This window comes from Bacteroides fluxus YIT 12057 (assembly GCF_000195635.1).
GTDB classification, from domain to species: Bacteria; Bacteroidota; Bacteroidia; order Bacteroidales; family Bacteroidaceae; genus Bacteroides; species Bacteroides fluxus.
Map to the genome: position 1 here is coordinate 29812 of NZ_GL882657.1, position 22196 is coordinate 52007.

Sequence of the window (22196 nt, forward strand, 5' to 3'; positions counted from 1 at the left end):
TATGATTTGAGTATTTGGGGCACAAGTATCCAAAACATGTTCAAAAGCTACATCACTGACCTTTTCCAGATAGAAATCATCGGCTTTGGACAGAGTCCACCGCCAATAACGACACGTTGGGGACTGAAGATATTTATAAATCCTGCAATGCCTCTCCCTAAGTAGTAGAAGTGCTCTAGTTGTCAAAGTTCTGGGAGAACTTGGTAAAGTTCTTTCAATGTATTCCAACATGGAAAAAACTGATGCAAATATAAGCTTTATTTTTAAAATATTAATAAATACAGCCATTTTTTACGAAAAAACTCTCGTAATATAATTAAATGCAAAAACATAAATAACTAACTACTATTTTGAAATACCGCTCAAAGACTCTTGTCCTTTATATGTTTAACAGGTATAGAAAGTAAGTTCTCCCAGAACTTAAAATACATAATTGATTTAATTAAAACCTTTTTATTAACAATAATTAGATAAAAAATGAGAACACTATTTTGATTTAACAAGTAAAAAGTAAAACAGTTTTAGCAAGACATTTAAAAGTAAAACCTTGAAGTAAAAGTATTATGAAAAAGAAAGTACTATTGGTAGCTCTTTTAGGAGGATGTTTTCTTGGGCTACAAGCAGTAGAAGTACCTGTTGTAAATGAATCGGCCATTGTGCAGCAAACCGGCAAGATACAGGGTACTGTGGTAGATGAGACAGGAGAACCGGTAATCGGTGCAACCGTTCAGGTAAAAGGTAAATCCAATCAAGGGACTATTACCGATGTGGATGGCAAATTTGCCGTCAATGTTTCTCCTAAAGATGTTCTGGTGGTTTCATTCATTGGTTTCATCACGCAAGAAATCAAAGTAAGAAATCAGACTTCTCTCAGAATTACATTGGAGGAAGACAGTGAGGTATTGGACGAAGTAGTGATAACAGCTTTTGGTACGGGACAGAAAAAAGAAAGTGTGGTAGGTTCCATACAGACAGTACGTCCTACTGACTTGAAAGTACCGTCGTCTAATTTGTCCAACTCTTTTGCCGGACGTCTCTCTGGTGTAATCGCTTATCAGCGTAGCGGACAGCCGGGTAGTAACGGATCTGATTTCTATATCCGTGGTATCTCTACTTTGAGCGGTATGACTTCACCTTTAATCATTCTGGACGGCGTAGAAGTTAGTTCTACTGACCTCAATGCCCTTGACCCCGAAATCATTGAAGGTTTTTCCATCTTGAAAGACGCTACGGCAACAGCGATGTATGGTACGCGTGGAGCAAACGGTGTAATGATTGTCACCACCAAAAGCGGTGCCGATTCAGAAAAACCCATTATCGGTGTACGTGTGGAAACAAATATCACTACTCCGACTAAAGTACCAAGTTTTGTAGATGGATACCGCTACATGGAACTTTATAACGAAGCGGTAACCAGCGAACAGACCGGAAACATCCTGTACACCCAAGAACAGATTAACAATACACGCAATGGTGTGAATCCTTATATCTGGCCGAATGTGGATTGGTATGGATCACTCTTCAATGATCTGGCTTTCAACCAAAAGGCAAACTTCAATATCCGAGGTGGTACGAAAAAAATCACATATTTCATGAATGTGGGCGTCAATCATGAAACGGGTATGCTGAAAAACGAAGCTTCCAAGTATTTCTCTTACAAGAACAATATTGATTTGATGAAATATACTTTCCAGAACAATATTGACTTCCACATGACCAAGAGTTCTACTATCTCCTTGCACTTGAACGTGCAGTTGAACGACTTGAGGCAACCGAATACCTCTATGGGCGACTTGTATTCAGCCGTGATGAATTCCAATCCGGTGGATTTCCCCATTGCCTACCCGGCGGACGGCGTGAACAACTGGGTATATTGGGGAGCTTACTCCGGAGGTAACGATCAGGGAGCCGTGAACCCCATGGCGAGCTTGACCAACGGTTATCAAGATATCTTTGAAAGTACGGTAATGGCAAACATTGACTTTGAACAGAAACTGGACTTTCTGTTGAAAGGACTTCGCTTCAAAGCCCTCTTTTCTTTTAAAAATTTTAACAAGACCATTACTAAGCGTAGCCAAGGTATCAACCGTTACACATTGACCGGATATGAACTGAATACGGATGGCACCTACAACATGACAATTTCTCCGTTCGGTTCGTCCAATCCTACCAAACCGATCTTGAGTACTGAATCGGCAGTTGCCGGAGACCGTCGCATTTATTTCCAGTCATATCTGGATTATAACCAGGGATTCGGCAATCATAATGTCAGTGGAATGGTGCTGTGGAACATCGACCAATATGACAATAACGCACCTGGTGATTTGGTGGCCTCTCTTCCTCGTCGTAAGATGGGTTTTGCCGGTCGATTGTCGTACGACTATGCCGGGCGCTACCTGATGGAAGTGAATGCCGGTTACAACGGTTCCGAAAACTTTGCTAAAGGGCATAAGTGGGGATTTTTCCCGTCAGTGGCTGTGGGATGGAACGTTAGTCAGGAGGCTTTCTTTGAGCCGGTGAAGGATGTGATTTCTAATTTGAAACTCCGTGCTTCCTACGGTCTGGTAGGTAATGACCAATTGCTGGATTCCAACAATAATATTATCCGTTTCATTTATATGTCGGACATCACTTTGCAGAGCGATAATTTAGGTTTTACTACCGGTGACAAGCAGCAGGCTACCTTGAATGGTCCCGTATATACGCGCTATCAGAACAATGACCTGACGTGGGAAGTGGGCGAGAAACTGAATGTGGGATTTGATATGCAACTGTTCAATTCTTTAAATATCAATATGGATGTATTCCGTGAAATTCGCCGCGACATCTTTCAGCAACGCCACTCCATTCCCAATTATCTGGGTACGGCAGGCACAGCCGTTTACGGTAACCTGGCCAAAGTGAAGAACAGTGGTTTTGACTTGTCGATAGATTATGGCAAGCAGATAAACAAGGATCTTTCCATTCAGTTCAAGGGTACGTTTACGTATGCTCATAACAAGATTCTGGAGTATGACGAAGCTCCGGGTGTACGTTCCGCTCTTTCAAACATCGGCAAGAAACTGAATACGATTTATGGCTATATATCTAACGGATTATATATAGACAAAGCCGATATTGCCAACAACCCCACTTCTACCTTAGGTAATATCGCCATTGCGCCAGGAGACATCAAGTATGTGGATCAACCTGACAAAGACGGCAAGTACGATGGAAAAATCACCAGCGATGACCGTGTAGCTATGGGATATCCCACAGTACCAGAAATCGTTTACGGTTTCGGTCCCTCTATTTCCTATAAAAATTGGGACTTCTCCTTCTTCTTCCAGGGAGTAGCGAATACTTCACTGATGATGTCCGGTTTCGCCCCTTTCGGAACGCAGTATAACCGTAATGTACTGTCTTGGATTGCCGACGATTATTGGTCCGAGACCAACCAGAATCCTAATGCCGGTTATCCGCGTCTGACCAAGAACGACAACAATCACAACATGCAGTCATCCGATTATTGGTTGCGCAACGGTGCTTTTTTGAAACTGAAAAATGCAGAAATCGGCTATACCTATAAGAAAGCCAGATTCTACGTCAGTGGCATCAACTTGCTGACTTTCTCTCCGTTTAAACTTTGGGACCCGGAAATGGGTGGAGGTAAAGGCTTAAGCTATCCTACACAGCGTACTTTCAACGTTGGTTTCCAATTGTCATTTAAATAACCTGATAAAAATGAACAGATATGAAAAACTTCTATAAAATATTCATCGTAATGGCGTGTTCGCTGTTGGGCGTTTTCTCTTCTTGCGATTACTTGGATGTGGTTCCCGATGAAAAAGCGACAGAAAAAGATGCGTTCGAAGATAAGGAAGCAGCTCGGCGCTTCATCTATTCTTGCTATGCGTATATCCCCAATCCGAGGAATGGTACCGAATCTCTCGACCTTTTTACCGCCGATGAGGTGGTGACGGCATTTGAACATGAAAGATTCGCTTCTTTCCCGAAAGGGAATTATTCCGCTTCCAATCCGGTTATTTCATACTGGAACTCTTTATTCCAAGGCATCAAACAGTGTTACATCCTGTTGAATAATATTGATAAGGTGCCTGCATTGGAAGCATCCGTCAAGGCGGATTACATTGCGCAGGCCAAGTTCCTGATAGGTTACTATCACTTCCTGTTGGTGCGCAGCTATGGTCCGGTGATTTTGGTAAAGGAAGAGCCTTCGCTGATTACTCCTGCCGACCAATATGCAGCCCGTTCCCCCTATGACGAGTGCGTGGACTATGTATGTCAGATGTTGGATGAAGCGGCCGAAGGTTTACCCGCTACTCGCGTCAATGAACATTACGGCTTGGCTACTAATGTGGCCGCTAAATCCATCAAAGCCAGAATGTTGCTTTATGCGGCATCTCCTTTGTTCAATGGAAACAGTGAATTCTATGCTGATTTCAAAGACAAGAACGGTAATGCGCTGATGTCTCTCACATACGATGCCGGTAAGTGGCAGAAAGCCAAGAGCGCATACGAAGAAGCTATCCGCATGGCAGAAGCTGCCGGATATGGACTCTACAAGAAAACGGATTATATGCTGGATGGTTATGATAACATTGAGCCTGTGGATCCAGTGCAACATACGTTGCGTTATACGATAATTGAACCTGCCAATAATGAGGTGATTTGGGCTGATTGCCGTTCGGAAGGAGCTTACAGTGTACAGAACAAGTCTTTGCCTTTCTGCAATGGTTCTGCATATAATGGTGTTGCTCCGACACTTACCATGCTGAAGCGTTTCTATACCAAGAACGGATTGCCGATTGATGTGGATCCGGATTTCCCGAAAGGTAACGGCATCTATGAACCAACTGCTATAGGTGAGGAAAATGCAGGTATCGGTGATCCAGAAGCACAGACCATCCGATTCAACCTTGACCGTGAACCTCGTTTCTACGCTTGGGTAGCTTTTCAGGGAGGTTTCTATGAAATTATGAGTGCTACGGACGGTAACGGTGCCTATGATAGCGATGAAAGCTATCAGAAATATAATTTGTCTGTCCATCAAGGTAAACTGGTTTGTGATTTCGTGATTGGCGGCAATGTTTCACGCCAGCCGGAAGGAAGTACATTGCGCACAAACAACTATTCTCCTACCGGATATCTGAACAAAAAAGGCGTGGTGCCCGGATATAATGTACGTACTTCCTTGTACTATCCTCCATTCTATCCGTGGCCGGTAATCCGTCTGGCCGAACTTTATCTGGGATATGCCGAGGCTTGTGTGGAATGCAATGATTTGCCCAATGCCAAGAAGTATTTGAACGAGGTCCGTAAACGTGCCGGCATACCTGACGTGGAAACTTCCTGGAACGGTATTGCTACACTGGACCAGAATAAGATGCGTGAGATTGTGCGCCAAGAACGTACCGTTGAATTCTACTTAGAGAATCATACTTTCTGGGATTTGCGTCGTTGGAAGGATGCGGAGCGCTATTTTGGTGTAAAAGCAAAAGGTATGAATATTTTGGGTACGAACATTGATGATTTTGCACAGGCACTAGAAGTTACTTTTGAACGCAAGTTCGAGAGTCCGACTCAATACTTGATGCCTGTTCCGTTGACTGATGTCAACAGAAATCTGAATCTGGTTCAAAATCCTGGTTATTAATAAATAAAACAGTATGAAAATGAAGAATACAGTTAAATATTTTGTAGGATTACTCCTGTTTGGGGGTGCCTTGTTCACCGGTTGCGATGACGAAAGCGGTATCACTCCAGGTGAAGTCACGGGGTTGACAGCCGAAAGTACTCCTGGATGTATTGCATTGAGTTGGAATACTCCTGAGGAGGCAAATATCCGCTACATTGAGGTGAAGTATTATGATCCATTGTTGAAAAAGGATGTAATGCGTACTGCAAGTGTCTATGCGAACAGTATCGAAATTCCGGATACCCGCGCCAAATACGGTGAATATAGTTTTATGGTGCAGAGTGTCAGTCCTACAGGCGACAGGAGTGCCGTGCAAAAGATTTCAATGGTTTCAGAGCCGGCGGAGCCGACCTATGTCAGTACACAGATTGCGTTGACTGCTGCTGATCTTTCTACAAATGCGCAGGAACCCAGCGAAGGTCCTATCGCCAACTTGCTGGATGGAAATACAAGTACATTCTTCCATACGGCATGGAGTGTAGGAATTCCGGGACCGCACTGGTTGCAAGTAAACCTGAAGAAAGAAATTACGGAAGCTTATAGATTTGAGTACGCACCGCGTAATGCCAAAGATAGACCCACGGATTTCGATTTGATGGGTAGTATGGATGGCAAGAGTTGGTTCTTGATAAAAAACTTCACTAAAGAAGCTGACGGCATTGCCGGTGATGGAACCTATGCCTCGGAAGTGTTTAATGTGGAACAACCGTTTAAGCAGATACGTATTGTAGTTAACGAAACTAATTCAAAGTCCGTATTCTGGACTATGTCCATATTCAAGTTCTATTCGGTTACTATTGAAGATCCGGAAGCTCCTGATACAGAGTTATAAGCACAGTCTTTTAACCTAATTTAAATCTTGATAGTGTAGAGAAGAGGGCTTGAGGGAGTCGAGGGCATTGAAAAAGTCCTCCTGTATCTTTTCTACTTTAAAAATGACGGTATAAATCCAAGATAATACGGATTTATACCGTTTTTTGGTATCTTAGAGTGGCCAAAAGAATACCGCAGTGTCAGTCCTCCAAGAACATTTGGCTTTTAGTGATTATTCAAATCTTTATAATTTGATCATTTCTCAGGATAACCTACTTCGACGTCTCAACTCGCTGATAGACTTTTCCTTTGTTTATAATGAGCTCGTTTCCCAATATTGTTCGAACAATGGGTGTACTGCCGAAAGTCCTATCCGTATGTTCAAGTACCTCCTTTTAAAAACCATTTATGACTTGTCTGATATTGATGTGGTTGAACGTTTAGGCTATGGCATGTCCTTTAAAATTTTCAGGAATAGTACCGGAAGAGTATGTGATAGACGCCGGTTATTTATGTAAATTTCGCAAGTTCCGTCTGAAAGATACGGCTTGCATAAACCAAATTGTTAAGTTATTACCCTTAATATAAGAAAAAATTGTATGTGAATGAAATGTATCATTCGACATACAATTTTTTCCGGGAATTTCTAATAAAAAGGATTGGTTGTTAAAAAAAACACCTTTTTTCAGTGCCCTCGTATTTGCATATCCATCCTTTTTCTTAATCTGTGTTATAAAACATACTTTTTTTCTTGGATAATTTGCAGATATATCGGAAGTCCGTATCTTTGCAATGTGTTTTTCATAGTATTAGATTTAAGGTTAACAAAGGTTGGAGTACAGCGGTACTCCTTTTTTTATGTCCGTACGCGAAATATAACTTCAGGTTACATTGTGATGGGGGGAGGGTAGTGACTGGAAAACTAAAGACGCTGCCCCTATTGTTCCGGCTTTATTTCCTAAGCAGGCTTTTATGATTTGAGTATTTGGGGCACAAGTATCCAAAGCATGTTCAAAAGCTACATTACTGACCTTTTCCAGATAGAAATCACCGGCTTCGGACAGTCCACCGCCAATAACGACACGTTGGGGACTGAAGATATTTATAAATCCTGCAATGCCTCTCCCTAAGTAGTAGAAGTGCTCGTTCATGCATTTGATGGCCAATGGAAATGATTCATGATACAAACGGACAATCAATTCCCCATTTATTTCAGCGTGGAAATCTAATCCCTGTTCATTGGCCAATGCCGTGAAGCGCCTTACCAAAGCAGCGGTTGAGGCATAATGTTCCAGGCAGCCGGTCGCTCCGCATGCACACCGTTCACCGATAGCTATCAAGGGTACATGTCCCAGCTCCGTCCCCCGATTGGCATAACCGCTGAACAATTTTCCGTCAATGACAATTGCTCCGCCAATCCCGGTTCCCACTGTCAGGAAGACAATGTCTGTACAACCCTTTCCGGCACCGTAGGCAAGTTCTCCCAATCCCATAGCGTTGGCATCATTGTTCAGTGTGACAGGAAGGCCGGTCGCTTTTTCCATGATTTCGGCAAGAGCCAGTTTCTGCCACCCCTGGAGGTTCTCGGCTCCCCCAAGTACCATGCGGCCGGTAGTATCTGTTATGCCCGGAGTACCGATGCCGATGCCTGTTACTGGTAACCGGTGCTTGTCGGCAAAGGATTGGGTTTCCTTTGCCACTTGAATCAACTGATTGATGATTTTTTCTGCTGAAATATCGGCATAGGACGGCACTTTTCCCTCATATAAAAATTGACCGTCTGAGTCAATCAAACCGAACTTAATGGAAGTGCCTCCTAAATCAATGCCTATCGCATGTCTTTTCTGTATCATAAATATACTTCTTGATAAATAAAAAATCCGTCACTTCCGCATGCAATACATCGGTGACGGATTCTCAGCTAAAAACGATCTGATTATTTGGTTAAGTTTTGATATCTCTGCAAAGCTTCGAGGTAATAATAGTCTGCGTAGTTCAATGGGACGTCTATTTCCGAGCCATGGGGCAGTGAACCGGTGGAGTGCATCAGTACAAACCCTTGGTTGCTTCCTTTGGCTGCCAGATAGTGGTCGCTCGAAAGATTTTTCAGAATGGTTTCGGCATAGTCGAAGTATTTCTTTCCATCCGGTACGAACGTGCTGAGTTCAAGTAAGGCTGAAGCTGTGACGGCAGCTGCTGAGGCATCTCTCGGAGTGTCTTTTCCTGCCGGTGCATCTAAATCCCAATAAGGAATGCAGTCGTCTGTCTTTACGCGCTGCATAATCATGTCGGCTATATGCGTGGCTTCTTGCAGGAAAGTAGTGTCTTTGGTTTCACGGTAACAGGAGGTATATCCGTAAACTCCCCATGCCTGTCCGCGTGACCAGGCGGATTCGTCATTCTTTCCTTGGTGGGTCTGTCTTTTTTCTACGGTTCCATCGTTGTTATAGCTGACTACATGATAAGAGGTGTAATCCGGACGGAAATGGTTTTTCAGGGTGGTCTGCGCATGTTTCACGGCAACCTCATAATACTTGGAATCGCCGGACAGTTTGCTGGCGGTGAACAACAAATCCAGATTCATCATATTGTCAATGATGACGGGGAAGTTCCATTTACCGAAGTCCCAGGAACGGATACATCCGATTTGTGGATTGAAACGTGCTATCAGGTTATCGGCTGTCTCTGTGATTACAGCCTTGATGGTGTCGTTGGGAGAGAGACGAAGCGCATTTCCGTAGCTGCAGTTTATCATAAAGCCTACATCATGCGTATTCTTCAAGTGCCGTATCGGATTCAGCATATTGGTATATTGGATGGCACGGGCTTTCAACTCTTCATCACCGGTCATTTCGTAGGCATACCAAAGGCTTCCGGGGAAGAATCCGCTGGTCCAGTCTTCAATGCCGCAGATGTACTTCTGTTTCAGTTTCTGGGCGGACGGATTGGGACGTAAAGAGTCAATGTATGACTTGTCTTCACGTTGCAGCTGGCTGTCAAGGAAGTTCAAATCATAACCTGCATATATGGAACGGGGTATCATATGGGTACCGGTCAGTTCCTCGGCGGTCATTTTGAGCTGCTCTGAAGCCACATTCAAGGCATGGTCCGTCCATGTTTCCTGCTGGTTGCTTTGGCACGCTACTAAGCTCATGGTAAGAGCTGCGGTAAGGATGATGTTCTTTTTCATGTTCATTATAAATTATGGTTTGATAAATTAGTTCTTGAGGGGATTTCTGTTGTGGACAAAAATAAGGCAATTCAAGGAATGCACGATGCAAGCTTGTTGAAAGAAACCTCAGTAAAGTCCAAACCTCTGTCACTTTTGTCTAAAATTCATTTGAAACGGTTCTATTTTGATAAAAAGGCATGAAATCAGTTTATATTGCCAGGCTGTAACTGATATTTCAGCGATTGTTTCTTCCCGTTGACGGTGACCTCTATTTCCATCGTGTTTTGCTCTTGATTGATGCTGTTGAAGCTGGCTGTAATGTCTGGAAAATCCTTTTTCTCTTTCACGGGGTATATGACGGTGATAAAACGTACGGTTTCCTTTTCTTTCTTCTCCGTGTTGAAAGAGAGGGCAGTGCGTTTGGTCCGTTGGCGATAGGCTGTAGAGTACCATCCTTCCTCTTCCTTCAAGCTTGTTCCCTTGTCGGCAAAACACTGTAGCTTCACTTGGCTGTAACCTTCAAAGTCAGTGGTCACGGATAAGTGCTCTGTATCAATCTCGACTTTTCCGTCGCATAATTGATAATGCAGGTTTATATTTCCGGTGGCGCTGCCGATGGCTTCATCGACGATGACAAAGTATTTTCGGTCAACAAAGAATATGGAACGGCGGTGCTTCAGGTTTTTGTAGCCGGGATTTTCAGTGACCGCTATTTGCACCTTGCCTTCCGGTTTCCATAGTCTGGTTACGGATTCGGTTGTTTCTAAGTTCTTGTTGTCTAGCGTCAAGGTGTTGTGCACGGCTGTCTGCCGAAACCAGTTACGGAGTTTCATCACTTCATTGCCTCCTGCATAAACGTAGGAACCGCTATCCGGAAATAAGTTTTTTCCGTTGAACCAAAGTTCAAAGGTACCGTTGTCGGGTTGGCAGTGCCATTCTCCTTTCGGTCCGGCTTTCATCACCATTACTGTGGCATCCTGCTGCCATCCGTTGCGGAATGTGAAAAAGCCTGTTTTCAGATGCCCTTTAGAAAGATTGCCGGGAGCTTTGCCCGATTGTCCGTTGGTTGCGAAATAAAGAATTTGCTGATTGTCGGGAAACAGCAGATGCCATTCGCGGTAATTCTGTTGCTCATCTTTGGGATTGCCTTTTTTAGCGTCACTGAAGCACGGGTTGCTGTAATCCGGGTAACAGACATTCATATAGAACACGATCATATTCTCTATCGTGTCTATGTAGGATTGTGGAAATTCATTACGGAATCCGTTGATGTCTGCCATGCGTAAAGCTTTGCAGAATATGTTGATGCAGGCAAGGTGGTAGTGCGGGTCAAGTTCAAAATGCCCGCCGTCCGGATAAACCTGTACTTGGATTTCCCGGTTCAAGATGTCGATGCCGCTCTTTCTCCAGGCTGCCGCTTCTTTAAATTCGGGGAAAAAAGTTCCTGCATAAAGCATGCGTTGCGCTTCAAACAATAAATGGTTGCCTTGGGCGGAATAGTTGTTCTGTATATGTGTGGCATGCCTGTGGTAGTTCACCAGGAATTCTGTCAGAAAATCAGCGGTAAAGTAGGGCGATCCGAGAAACAGAGCGAACTGGTTGATTTGGTCTTGCAGCCTGTGGCTTGTCTCCAGAGGTCTCCATGCAAAGCGCACATTCTCGATATTTTCCTCTACTTTCCCGGTACGGGTCAGTTCATATTCTTCTTGATTAATGGAGATCAACGGATTTTTCTTTATCCAGTCCATATATTGATAGGCCCATTCTTTGGCGTACTTCTCGTTTTTGGTCAGACGATAAGCCTTTCCCATAGGGGTGAACCATTTATGCCGGTGGAGTTGCCAGCGTAATTCATTGTCTTTCACAGGCCAATATTGCCAGTTGATGTCTTTTCCGTAGTTGAATGCCGGTTGATAGCCGTCATGTACGTAGAAGGTATGCTCCAGTGCCTCATCCGCCCATTTCTGTTCTCTGGCGCTGATGCTCAAGTGTTCCAAGTCCAGATTGGCATTTTTTATTCCGGTTCTTCCTTGATAATATTCCAACAGCGCTTGGGCGGCTTCATGGTCTCTGCTGGCTTCATGAAGTGACTTGACCTTTTCCAAACCGGGATAATCAAGGTTGAGTAGTGAGAATACTCCGTTTGCGGGAGATTTGGCTTCAGAGGGAAAAGGAAAGACGATAAACAGCAGCAGGCAGATGATGCCCGTTTGTTTTCCTTTATGTAACAGATGTGTCATGAGTGATGTATTATGAATCATAGTTTTTGTATTGAATGGACAAGTTGGTGATAGAATACGGGTTCTATGTATAGGCGTTGCAAACTTGTGTTCTCTTACGTGAAAAGTCTCTTTCACTAAGGAGAAAAGTTCCTTCTTTCAGTATATGATCTCTGTTCGCAGCCTGTGAATATATATTCGCAGCTTTTGAACATGTATTCAAGCAGCTTGAATACATGTTCAAAGGTTGCGGATAGAGAATGTACCGGACATTGGAGAGGCAATGTCCGGTGTGTGGAGTGTCTATTGGATAACTACCGTCACAAAATAGTTCTCTGAGATGGCACGGACCTCATATTCATCGGTCTTGACGATGGAGGTAGTGCTGACATCCGTCACATCCATCTTCTTGTCCGGAGAGAAAGTCAATACGCGGAAAGAGCCTTTCTTGCCATTCAAGCTTTTGATATAGATGTTCTGGACACCTTTCTGGGCGTTGGGCCATGTCATTTCATAAGCTCCCGAGGCGTCGGGTGTCAGTTCGTTTCCATCCTTATCTACTACAACGTAATCGGTACCGCATACCAGAATATCATCTTCCGTAAGTACTTCGTCCTTTTTAGGGAGTCTCGGAGCGGTATAGTAATATACTACAGGGCTGTATTTGCGTGTATAATTACTGTAGAATTGGGTAGGGATTCCAATGGTCTCGCCTTGTTTCATAAAGTAGCTGACATCGTTTCCACCGGGAATGCCTCCCCATTTTTCAAAGCAGTAATAATAGACATGGGCCAGGGCGGGATCACCGTCTTTCCATTCGTCATGGTCGTTGCTGCATCCGGTAAACAGGCATCCTATGGTAAGGATGCAGATCAGTGTGAGTTTATTGAGTATTGTTTTCATATTGTTTTTTCCGTTTATTGATTATTACCATTTAGGGTTTTGTTTGATGTTTCCTCCGGAGGTTGAGATTTCATAGGAAGGAACCGGATAAAGATAATCACGTGCCGGGTCGAAACTGCGTCCGGAAGCGTTTTCTACTACATAGATGTTGGGTTGGTCATACAGTTTTTCTCCTTTGTAGAAACCGTTTTCATCCGTAAACTGATATCCCAGTTCTTTGGCGGTCTTGGTACTTTCTTCCGGGTTGAACAAGATGCCCAACATGGCTTGCGGCAATACTTTTTCAGCGGTTTTCCAACGTATGATGTCGTCGTAGTGCATGTCTTCGTCAATGAATTCTACAATACGTTCCCTGCGTATTTCTTCAAGCATGTCCAACTGGTGGTCTTGCACAAACTGATTGGTCAGTTCGGCATTGAAGCCGGCACGCTTGCGGACGAGGTTCACCGTCTCGTTCAGCTTTGTGTCACTGATTTCACCGTTATACTCATAAAGGGCTTCGGCGTAAGAGAGCAATACCTCGGCATATCGTATGATCATCTTGTCCACAGTCTCTTTTCCGTTGGTGTCGAATTCGCTGTTCATATATCCTTTTTTGATAGGATATCCCCGGCCGCTGTGGTTTGTTTGGTCGAACGGACGGTATTCAGCCCCTTTGAATGCCACTTCCTTGTAGCTGAAAATGCTCATCTTCATGCGGGGGTCACGGTTCAGGAAGATATCATCGTGTTTTACATCAACGATATAATGTGCTGATTTTTCCCTTGGCAAACCATCTGTATATAGATAATTGTCGATTATTTGGCGAGTAAGGCTTACTTGAGTAGCCTTGCTTGCCGATTGGTTATGATAAGCGATTGCGTTGGAAGCACCATTGGGACCATAGATTTTTACGAAAACATTTTCCTTGTTCTGCCGTCCTTCTCCTTCAAAGTAGAACAGTTTCTGATAATCATTGTAAAGTTCATGTTTCTTTTCGGTATAAATCATGGTTTCCGCTGCATCAATCGCTTTCTTCAAGTGGCTTTTACTGTCACCTTCCTGCAAGTTGTGATACTTGATGTAAGATCCTTCGTACAAACCGATACGGGTAATCAGGGCCAATGCTGCCGAACGTGACACGCGTCCCCAGTTGGAAGCATCAGAAAGTTCGTCTATTTCAGGCAACCAGGTAGAGGCAAACTCCAGATCCTGGTAGCACTGTTGTATTACAGTTTCTCTGGAATCTCTTCCCTTGGTGATTTCGGGGTCGGTGGTATTTGTGAAAACTTTCAGAATCAAAGGCACATCCCCATATTTTTTTACCAGGTCGAAATAGTGGAAGGCACGGAAAAAACGGGCTTCTGCTATCCATCGGTTTTTGGCAGCCTGTGTGATGGGAGCTGTCTCTCCTTTAATGATGATATTGTTGCAGACACCGATTCTATTGTACGCACCGGTCCATTCTGTTGCCTCTTCGGGCACATTGCGGCTGCCGGATGATATGGGGTCTGGAGTCGTTCCTACTAACTCTTCCGAACGCATGTCATGTCCTCTTCCGTCAAGAAAGCCGGGAAGTTCAACATACATTCGGTTGCAGGCACCTCTCAAGTCCTTTTCTGTTTTCCAGAATTTAGGGTCACTCAGGATTGTTTCCGGCTCTTTGTCTAACGAGCAACTGCTTACGAGTATTACGCAAACAAGCAGGGAATATATTTTTTTTATCATGGTCTTTATTTCTTTTTAGAATGTAACATTTAATCCGACAGTCCAGCTGCGGAAGAAGGGGTAGAGTGCTCTGGTCGCATCATTTTCGGCTTCAGGATCCATTACAGACAATATGTCGGTGAATTCGAACAAGTCCTGTCCTGTGATGTAAACTCTCAATTTCTCCATATACTTCTTGGCTACGGGTATGGTATAACCCAAAGTCAGATTCTTCAGACGGAAGTAGGAGGCATCCTGCATCCATCTGTCTGCCGGTCTGCTATTGAACTTGTCACTTTTGTATTGATACAAACGGGGCCAGAACGCATCTTGGTTGTCTTCGGTCCAATAGTCCCGGTGGATAGTCCAAGGCATCTGTTCTGCTTTAAACAGCGGGAACATGGAACCGTTCAGCATTACGTCACGTTTGCCTACACCTTGAAACATGACTGCGAGATCAAACCCTTTCCATTGGGCAGATAAGCTGATACCGTATAGATAGCGGGGAGTCGTATTACCCAGGCAAACCAGATCATCTTTACCGATAACATGGTCGGCCTTGCCTTGTGCCACGTATTTTACGTCTCCGCCACTGATGATATTGTCATTGAAGGATACGTAACCGGGATTTTCTTTTTTATACTGGATATATTCCTCGCGGCTTGACCAGAAACCGTCAGTCTCATATCCCCAGATAGTGTTGATGGGATGTCCTTCCAATAATTTGACGACACCTTCGCTTATTACACTGGCTCCGTCATATTGCAACAATTCATTTTTGCTGTCCGAGATGTTGAAGCCTACCTGATAGCTGAAGTCTTTGATTTGGTCTCTCCAGTTGATATTGAAGTCCCATCCCCATGTTTTCAGTTTACCGATATTCATATTGGGAACATTGATGCCGATTTGTGAAGGCAACTGAAGGGCGGAAAGCATCTCGTTGTTGTATTTCCAGTAGTATTCAAAGCTACCGGTCAGGCGATTGTTCAGGAACCCGAAATCTACACCTACGTTGGTCGTCTCGATGATTTCCCATGTTTTGTCTTCCGAGGCGAGGCTTTTCTGATAGAACCATTTCTCGCCTTGATAGGTTTCAGGGATTTTATTGTTTTTATCTTTATAGTCTATCAGAGGGAGGTAATCATACATGCCTAATACGGCCCCGTTACCTAATTGTCCCCAGGAAGCGCGTAATTTCAAACTGCTTACCCAACCTAGATTGAACCACTTTTCTTCGCTAATGCGCCATGCTGCCGATACCGAAGGAAAGGCTCTCCAACGTTTGGAGGGAGCAAGGCGTGAGCTGCCGTCGTAACGTACATTGGCTTCGAACAGGTATCTTTCCTGGTAGTTATAATTCAAACGGCCGAAATAAGACATCATGGCCCAGGTACCGATTTCATCGCTCAATTCGCTGTTGGTTGCAGTGGCACTGTCGTAGTAGTTGAATGAGAAGAAGTCATTGGACAACATATTCTTGGCAGTTCCTCCAATTTTATCCAGACGATAGTTCTCGTAAGAAGTACCGGCCAGTACATTGAAGTTATGGGCTTCCTGAAGGCTGAAAGTATAGTTGGCTGTGGCCTCCAATACATCGTGGAAGTCAGAGTATTTTTCTTTAAACAGAGAATTGGCGGGGTTGGCGGTGCGTTGTACATCTCCTGTCCATTTGTACCAAGTCAGTGTACGCATATTCTTCTCTTGTGAGGCATATCCGGTTCTGCGGGAAGCACTTAAATTGATACGCAGGTTTTTGATGAAATCTTTGATGGTCAACTGTGCTTTACCGATGTATGATTCTTTTTTCACGTTTTTCTCACCTCCGTTTTCCATCAGGTCGATGGGATTCAGCTGCAAGTCGCCATTGTAGGGGTTGTCATAGTTTTCAGCTTCGGGCTGCATGATGGGCTGGCGTCCACGGTTTTCATACAGGAGTTGGAAGATATTCTTGGAGCCGTAGGAACTCTCTGACTGATTGTTGGATTGATACTGGATATTGAGATTCAAATCCACGTACTTATTGATCTTGGCATTTACTTTTGCCAAGAGGTTGTAGCGGTCAAAATCATCGGGACCATACTTTAGCAGACCGTTCTTGTAAAAATAGTTGGCAGAGAACAGGTAGTTCATCTTCTCGGTTCCACCGCTTACGGATACTGCATGGTTGTGTTGCAAGGTAAAGTTCTTGGTGCCTTCGCCCAACCAATCTACGCTGTCGAACAAATCCCAGCGGCCGTTTTTCAACGGACGGTAGTTGAAGTTCGGGTTTCCCACCCAAGAAGATTTCTCCGCATTCCATTCGGGACCACCGATAGCCAGGCGGGAGTTATTGATGAATTCTTGTTCCTCCCAGGCAGGGATACGTTCCGGCATATTACCGGGAACATTGAATGAAACATATCCGTTGTATGAAACTTTGGCTTTGCCTTCCGTACCATTTTTGGTAGTGACCAATACGACACCCGCTGCCGCACGTGCACCATAGATAGCGCAAGAAGCTGCATCTTTCAAAACAGAGATGGATGCGATATCTTCGGCATTCACTTGCGATAAGCTACCTTCCACACCATCAATCAGTACCAAAGTCTGGGTAGAGTTGACAGAAGAGAAACCACGTATCTGCAATCCGGATTCCGATCCCGGTTGTCCGCTGCTGCGTGTAATGGTTACACCCGGCATCTCGCCTTGTAGAGCCGACATTACGTCGGTAGAGGGCTTGGCCGCGATTTGCTCACCGTCAATGGCCGATACGGAACCGGACATGTTCACTTTCTTTTGAACACCGTAACCCACTACCACCACTTCTTGTAGCATTTCTGAGTCCTCGGCAAGTTTAATAGTGATTCCATTGCATTCCGCGGCTTTCTTTTCAACGGTGGTATAACCGATATACGAGAAGACGAGAACAGCTTCCGTACTTGCCTGGATATTGAAGTTGCCGTCAATATCCGTAATAACGCCGTTGGTTGTTCCTTTTTCCTGGATGGAAACTCCAATCAGAGGTTCATTGGTGGTTGCGTCAATCACCTTTCCTTTGCAGGAAGTGTTTTGTGCCACTATTCCCAAATTGCTGAGACATAGCATGCAACAAACCAATAGGAGCGATAGGTAACTCCTTTGAGATGTTTTTCCAGTCATAATAATTTTTTTAAGAGGTTAAAAATATGATAATAAAAAATTAGTTTCATTCTATTGGCCGGTAATTTTTACTTTTTACCGGTAATCTGCATTTCCCGGTCGTCCATTTCCTGTGTTTTCCATTCGCCGTCTATCCGGTCGTACAGTACGGAAGCGTCCGCTTTCCGGCACTGATAAATCTTGCCGTTCATTTCCGGATTCTTCTTTCCAAGGCTGAAAGTCGCCCGGTTCCGGATGTTCCGGATGTAAAGAGCGGTGGGGCGTTTGGCGTCCAGTTCCGCCTCGATGGTCCAGTCACCGCATTGAAAGCTGTTGCCTGTACGGATGATTTCCACCGCTTGTTTTCCGTCGGCTTCCACTTGGATGATGGTCAGTATGCGGGTCTTCTTGCAGGGAGCGAAGCTGGCGGTCAGCGACCAGGGGCGGCTGAAGTCCTCTCCTCGTACGGCAATCTTTTCGTTGGGTTCGGCGTTGTACCGGTCTGTTTGCGAAATACTGCATGCCTGCTCGCTGAAAAGCTGCGCTACGGAACTGAAGTTGTCCTCCGTGTTTCTGGTAACGAGAGTGCGGGTCGTTTCGTCGATGGAGAATTTCACCGGACTATGCAGCAGCCAGTCCCACCGGACTGCCTTGTCGGCTTCCAGTTCATCGTAAACGACTACTTTATCCGGATGCAACAGGAAGATGTGGCGGCGGTATTTCTTTAACGGGGTGGAACCGAAGCCGTTTTCTACGGACTGTTCAAGTTGTTCGCTTTTAAAGTTATTTATCCACATGGGGTATTCGCTGATACCGCAGTAAGCGTTCGAAGCATCGCCCAAAGCGTAGGAGATATGCTCACCGTTGAACATGCGTGTGATATAACCGTACGCACGGATGCTGAAAGGTTGCCCGATACCGTTTACCAACAGGGTGTTCTGACCGCGGGTGTTACGATAATCCAGCAGGTTGTGCGCATCTTTGAAGTTCATATAATGTCCCACGGCACGGTAAATGGCCTTTCCTCCATAGTGCAGGTTGAAGGCGTTCTGGTTGGAATGGGTGTGGCTTCCCGATCCGTAGGGGCTGGAATGGAAACTCAGGCTGAGGTTCCGTTTGCCGTCCTTCAAGTTCGAGTTGGCAATCATTTCCCCGCTATCCTTGAACCATACGGCTTTCGGAGCGTCTGCCGGCAGTCCGGTTGCTTCCGGACGTTTCTTGCCGCTTGCCAACCGGTAGAGACGGGTTTCGGATTCGTCTTTGTACCGGTCGTTTATGGAAGAGTACCAGGCTGCGTATGGATCACCGGTGGTCCGTGCCATGAGGTCGGCAAAGGCGCTGCGTATGCGCAGAGGTTTCGGATTCATCTGTTCGTGTCCGTCACCGAAGCCGGCACTGAGTGACCCCGGCTGCCAGGTGTAAGCCAGTCCTATTCCCGCGTTCTTGTACCACGGGTGCTGCATGAAGTCCGTTCCTGTGAGATAGGAAAACAGGGTGGGCACGTAGAACAGGGATATGGCATTGGCGCTGAAATAAGCGGTACCGTTGTGCCAGTTGCCGTCACGGTTGAAGCCCGATGCCGGAGCACGTGCCGTCCAAAGCTCGTAGCTGTATTCCAGATATTCCCTGGCTTGCGGATATTTGTCGTAGATGGCTATGGAGGCTTGTAAGAGATGGCGGAATGTGAACTGCCAGAAGTGGTTGTCGAAAATATGTACCTCTTCCTTATTGATGATATGCGGGAGGTAACGGTTGAGGACAGTCAGTATGATTTCTTCGATTTGTATGCGTTCTCTTTCGGTGAACCGTTCGTAACAAGTCTCGTAGGTGCAAGCCAGCAGATAAGCCAGTTCTCCCGCCTTGAAGTCATTGCCGATTACTTTTTGATCTATCTCCGCTGTCAAGAGGCATCTGACGTTCTGCACCATTTTTTCTGCATAGACATTCCGTTGGAACATGGTATAGGCAGTGTTCAGATAGTCCGTGTGGGTGTACATCAGGCTCACTTTGCTGTAAGGATTCCGGTCTGTGCGATAATCCATGGCCAATGCTTCGCGCGATTCGGCGATCATAGGCTCGAAGTCGGGATGCTGACGCATGGCTTTGCGGGCATTGTCCAGTGAGTCACGGAGGAAGCAATAGATGCGCGCGTGCTCTTTGGGGATGTTGTTTAGGAAAACATCGAACGTCGGTGTGACAAATTCAGGGACATCCTCCGTCACCGTGAAAGTATAAGTCTCGCTCCAGGGCATTGCCTCTCCCGACCGGCTGATTGAGCGTACGCGCCAGTACCACGTACCGTTTTCCAGTATTCTGTGCGGGTTGAACATGCACCAAGGGGTCTTTTCGGACAAGATACTGCCTGCGCTTTCAAATCGTTTGTCTTGCGACAGGTTAAACTGTAAATAGTCCGACTGTTTCATTTCCAACGGCACTAACAGCGGAGAAGGGTTTATGTATAAAGTGTTGTGCTTTTGCGGAAACGGCGTTTCCCGTACGTTTTCGTGAATCTGTCCGGGACAGCTTGCGTATGCCGACCGGATTAAAGTCAGGCAGCATACCAGCAGGACGGTTAATAACTTTTTCATATCCTCTATTCTTCTTTTTATGATTACTATTGGTGTATAAGTATGTTCAGGATTTACCATCTGCCCATACTCTGTATTTTCCGGTCGCTCATTTCTTCGGTTTTCCAAGTTCCGTCCATGGCATCGTAAATAACGGAGGCATCCGCTTTCCGGCATTGGTAGCTCCGGCCGTTTATCGTCGTTTCCTTTTTGCCGAAGCTGAATGCGGCCTGGTTTTTACGGTTCCGGATGGACAGGCTTGCCGGACGTTTCGGGTTCAGTTCCGCTTCAATCGTCCAGTCACCGCATTCCAGATGGTTGCCCGTACGGGTGATTTCGACCGCCTGCATTCCGTCGGCTTCTATCTGGATGACGGTTAATATGCGGTTTGCCTTGGTGGGGCCGAAGCTTGCCGTCAGTGACCATGGCTTTGTAAAGTCTTCACCGCGTTCGGCTCTTGTCTGGTCCGGCTCTACGGCATACCGGTCTGTCTGGCTGATGCTGCATGCTTGTTCGCTGAAGATTCTGGCTATGGACTTGAAACGCTTCCTGTCGTTTTCCGTAACCAAAGTGGAGGTCGCCTCATCAATATTAAACCGGGTAGGGCTGTGCAGTAGCCAGTCCCAACGTACAGCTTTCTCCGCTTCCAGTTCATCATAAATAACCACGGTGTTGGGGTGTAACAAGAATATGTGCCGGCGATATTTCTTCAGCGGTGTTTCCCCGAAACCATTCTCGGGCGACTGTTCCAGCTTGTGCTTGGCGAAGGCGCGTTTCCAATAGTTGATTTCGCTGATGCCGCAGTAGGCATTGGAGGCATCACCCAATGCGTATGAGATGTGGTCGCCGTTGAACATGCGCACGATATAACCGTTGGCGCGTTGGGTAAACGGCTGTCCGATGCCGTTTATCAATAAGGTATTGTATGCACGGGTGTTGCGGTAGGACAACAGGTTGTGCGGATCGTCGTACTTCATGTAATGGCCTACTGCACGATAAACCGCCTCACCGCCATAGTGCAGGTTGAATGCGTTTTGATTGGAGTGAGTATGATTGCCCGAACCGAAAGGACTGGAGTGAAAACTCAGACTGATGTTTTTCTTCTGGTGGTGGAGATCCGTGTTGGCTATCATTTCACCGCAATCCTGGAACCATACGGCTTTGGGGGCATTGGCGGGCAATTGGGGCTGGACCGGACGCTGTTTGCCGCTTGCCATGCGGTATAGGCGTGTTTCAAATTCGGTTTTGTACCGTTCGTTGATAGAAGAATACCAAGTGGCATATATATCTCCCGTATTGCGTGCCAGAAAATCGGCAAAGGCGCTGCGGATGCGCAGAGGCTTGCTGTTGGTGTTTTCGTGTCCGTCGCCGAAGCCGCTGCTCAGTGAGCCCGGTTGCCAGCAATAGGCCACACCCAGACCGGCATTCTTGTACCATGGGTGTTGTAAGAAGTCTGTTCCCGTCAGATAGCTGAAGAGCGTGGCCACATAAGCTAGGCTGACGGCGTTGGCGCTGAAGTAGTTGGGACCGTTGTGCCATGAGCCGTCCCGGTTGAAACCGGAGGCGGGAGCACGGGAAGTCCAGAGTTCATAGCTGTATTCCAGATATTCTTTGGCCAAAGGATATTTGTCATGCAGCACCAGGGCGCCTTGCAGGAAATGGCGGAAAGAGAATTGCCAGAAATGTTCATCGAAAAACATGTTTTCTTCACGTCCCAATATGCGTGAAGTATAATATTGGGTCAGCGTATTCATGATGATGGTTTCCATCTGTTTCCGCTCTTCGGGAGTGAAGCGGTTGAAACAAGTCTCATACGTGCATGCCAGGGTATAGACCAGTTCTCCGGCATTGAAGTCGTTGGCAATGACCTTGGAATCGGTCTTTGCTGCCAGCAGGCAACGCACGTTCTTTACCATTTTCTCGGCATAGAGATCACGTTGCAGCAATTGGTAGGCTGTATTCAGCTTGTCACAATCTTCCGCTATGCGGGTAATCCGGCTGTAGGGCTTGGTATCATTAGT

At 45.6% G+C, this 22196-nt stretch carries 11 protein-coding genes and 2 pseudogenes; 4 read left to right on the forward strand and 9 right to left on the reverse strand.

The genetic code is table 11. The annotated features are described in order from the left end of the window. A pseudogene (locus tag HMPREF9446_RS19175) lies at nt 1-176 on the reverse strand (ROK family protein); the annotation flags it as partial. Nucleotides 177-563: 387 nt separating this feature from the next. On the opposite strand from HMPREF9446_RS19175, the gene HMPREF9446_RS12005 reads away from it, so the two are divergent. The 4 genes and pseudogenes from HMPREF9446_RS12005 to HMPREF9446_RS19180 form a co-directional block, all read left to right on the forward strand. After that, nucleotides 564-3713: a SusC/RagA family TonB-linked outer membrane protein gene (locus tag HMPREF9446_RS12005; protein ID WP_009125933.1), complete on the forward strand. Its 3150-nt coding sequence runs from the start codon at nt 564-566 to the stop codon at nt 3711-3713. A 20-nt stretch (nt 3714-3733) separates the two neighbouring features. After that, nucleotides 3734-5656 carry a RagB/SusD family nutrient uptake outer membrane protein gene (locus HMPREF9446_RS12010; protein WP_009125934.1) on the forward strand — a complete coding sequence of 641 codons (1923 nt, stop codon included), beginning with the start codon at nt 3734-3736 and terminating at the stop codon, nt 5654-5656. A 19-nt stretch (nt 5657-5675) separates the two neighbouring features. Beyond that, entirely contained in the window at nt 5676-6530 is an 855-nt protein-coding gene (locus tag HMPREF9446_RS12015; protein WP_039969352.1) for a discoidin domain-containing protein, read from the forward strand. Nucleotides 6531-6708: 178 nt separating this feature from the next. Further along, nucleotides 6709-7081 (forward strand): annotated as a pseudogene (locus HMPREF9446_RS19180) (transposase); the annotation flags it as partial. A 311-nt stretch (nt 7082-7392) separates the two neighbouring features. On the opposite strand, the gene HMPREF9446_RS12020 reads toward HMPREF9446_RS19180, so the two are convergent. The 8 genes from HMPREF9446_RS12020 to HMPREF9446_RS12055 all read right to left on the reverse strand — a co-directional run. Then, complete coding sequence (locus tag HMPREF9446_RS12020; protein WP_148345803.1) at nt 7393-8361, reverse strand: ROK family protein; 969 nt, start codon at nt 8359-8361, stop codon at nt 7393-7395. A gap of 86 nt (nt 8362-8447) precedes the next feature. Continuing rightward, nucleotides 8448-9701: a DUF4995 domain-containing protein gene (locus tag HMPREF9446_RS12025; RefSeq protein WP_039969355.1), complete on the reverse strand. Its 1254-nt coding sequence runs from the start codon at nt 9699-9701 to the stop codon at nt 8448-8450. A 185-nt stretch (nt 9702-9886) separates the two neighbouring features. Next, nucleotides 9887-11923, reverse strand: coding sequence for a heparin-sulfate lyase HepC (hepC, locus tag HMPREF9446_RS12030; RefSeq protein WP_009125940.1), 2037 nt, complete (start codon nt 11921-11923; stop codon nt 9887-9889). A 282-nt stretch (nt 11924-12205) separates the two neighbouring features. Further along, nucleotides 12206-12805 (reverse strand): hypothetical protein, encoded by a 600-nt coding sequence (locus HMPREF9446_RS12035; protein ID WP_009125941.1) that lies wholly within the window; start codon nt 12803-12805, stop codon nt 12206-12208. A 24-nt stretch (nt 12806-12829) separates the two neighbouring features. Next, nucleotides 12830-14512, reverse strand: coding sequence for a RagB/SusD family nutrient uptake outer membrane protein (locus HMPREF9446_RS12040; RefSeq protein ID WP_009125942.1), 1683 nt, complete (start codon nt 14510-14512; stop codon nt 12830-12832). A gap of 15 nt (nt 14513-14527) precedes the next feature. Further along, complete coding sequence (locus HMPREF9446_RS12045; protein WP_039969343.1) at nt 14528-17629, reverse strand: SusC/RagA family TonB-linked outer membrane protein; 3102 nt, start codon at nt 17627-17629, stop codon at nt 14528-14530. A 68-nt stretch (nt 17630-17697) separates the two neighbouring features. Beyond that, a complete protein-coding gene (locus HMPREF9446_RS12050; RefSeq protein WP_039969364.1) occupies nt 17698-20196 on the reverse strand; it encodes a DUF4962 domain-containing protein in 2499 nt (832 codons plus the stop codon). A gap of 53 nt (nt 20197-20249) precedes the next feature. After that, nucleotides 20250-22196, reverse strand: a 1947-nt coding sequence (locus HMPREF9446_RS12055) for a DUF4962 domain-containing protein (RefSeq protein WP_039969347.1), incomplete at its 5' end; no start/stop codon positions are given.

Coding starts and splice junctions, on each gene's coding strand:
- HMPREF9446_RS12035 (WP_009125941.1), bottom strand. CDS start 12,805: ATGAAAACAATACTCAATAAACTCACACTGATCTGCATCCTTACCATA.
- HMPREF9446_RS12045 (WP_039969343.1), bottom strand. CDS start 17,629: ATGACTGGAAAAACATCTCAAAGGAGTTACCTATCGCTCCTATTGGTT.
- hepC (WP_009125940.1), bottom strand. CDS start 11,923: ATGACACATCTGTTACATAAAGGAAAACAAACGGGCATCATCTGCCTG.
- HMPREF9446_RS12040 (WP_009125942.1), bottom strand. CDS start 14,512: ATGATAAAAAAAATATATTCCCTGCTTGTTTGCGTAATACTCGTAAGC.
- HMPREF9446_RS12050 (WP_039969364.1), bottom strand. CDS start 20,196: ATGAAAAAGTTATTAACCGTCCTGCTGGTATGCTGCCTGACTTTAATC.
- HMPREF9446_RS12010 (WP_009125934.1), top strand. CDS start 3,734: ATGAAAAACTTCTATAAAATATTCATCGTAATGGCGTGTTCGCTGTTG.
- HMPREF9446_RS12015 (WP_039969352.1), top strand. CDS start 5,676: ATGAAGAATACAGTTAAATATTTTGTAGGATTACTCCTGTTTGGGGGT.
- HMPREF9446_RS12005 (WP_009125933.1), top strand. CDS start 564: ATGAAAAAGAAAGTACTATTGGTAGCTCTTTTAGGAGGATGTTTTCTT.
- HMPREF9446_RS12025 (WP_039969355.1), bottom strand. CDS start 9,701: ATGAAAAAGAACATCATCCTTACCGCAGCTCTTACCATGAGCTTAGTA.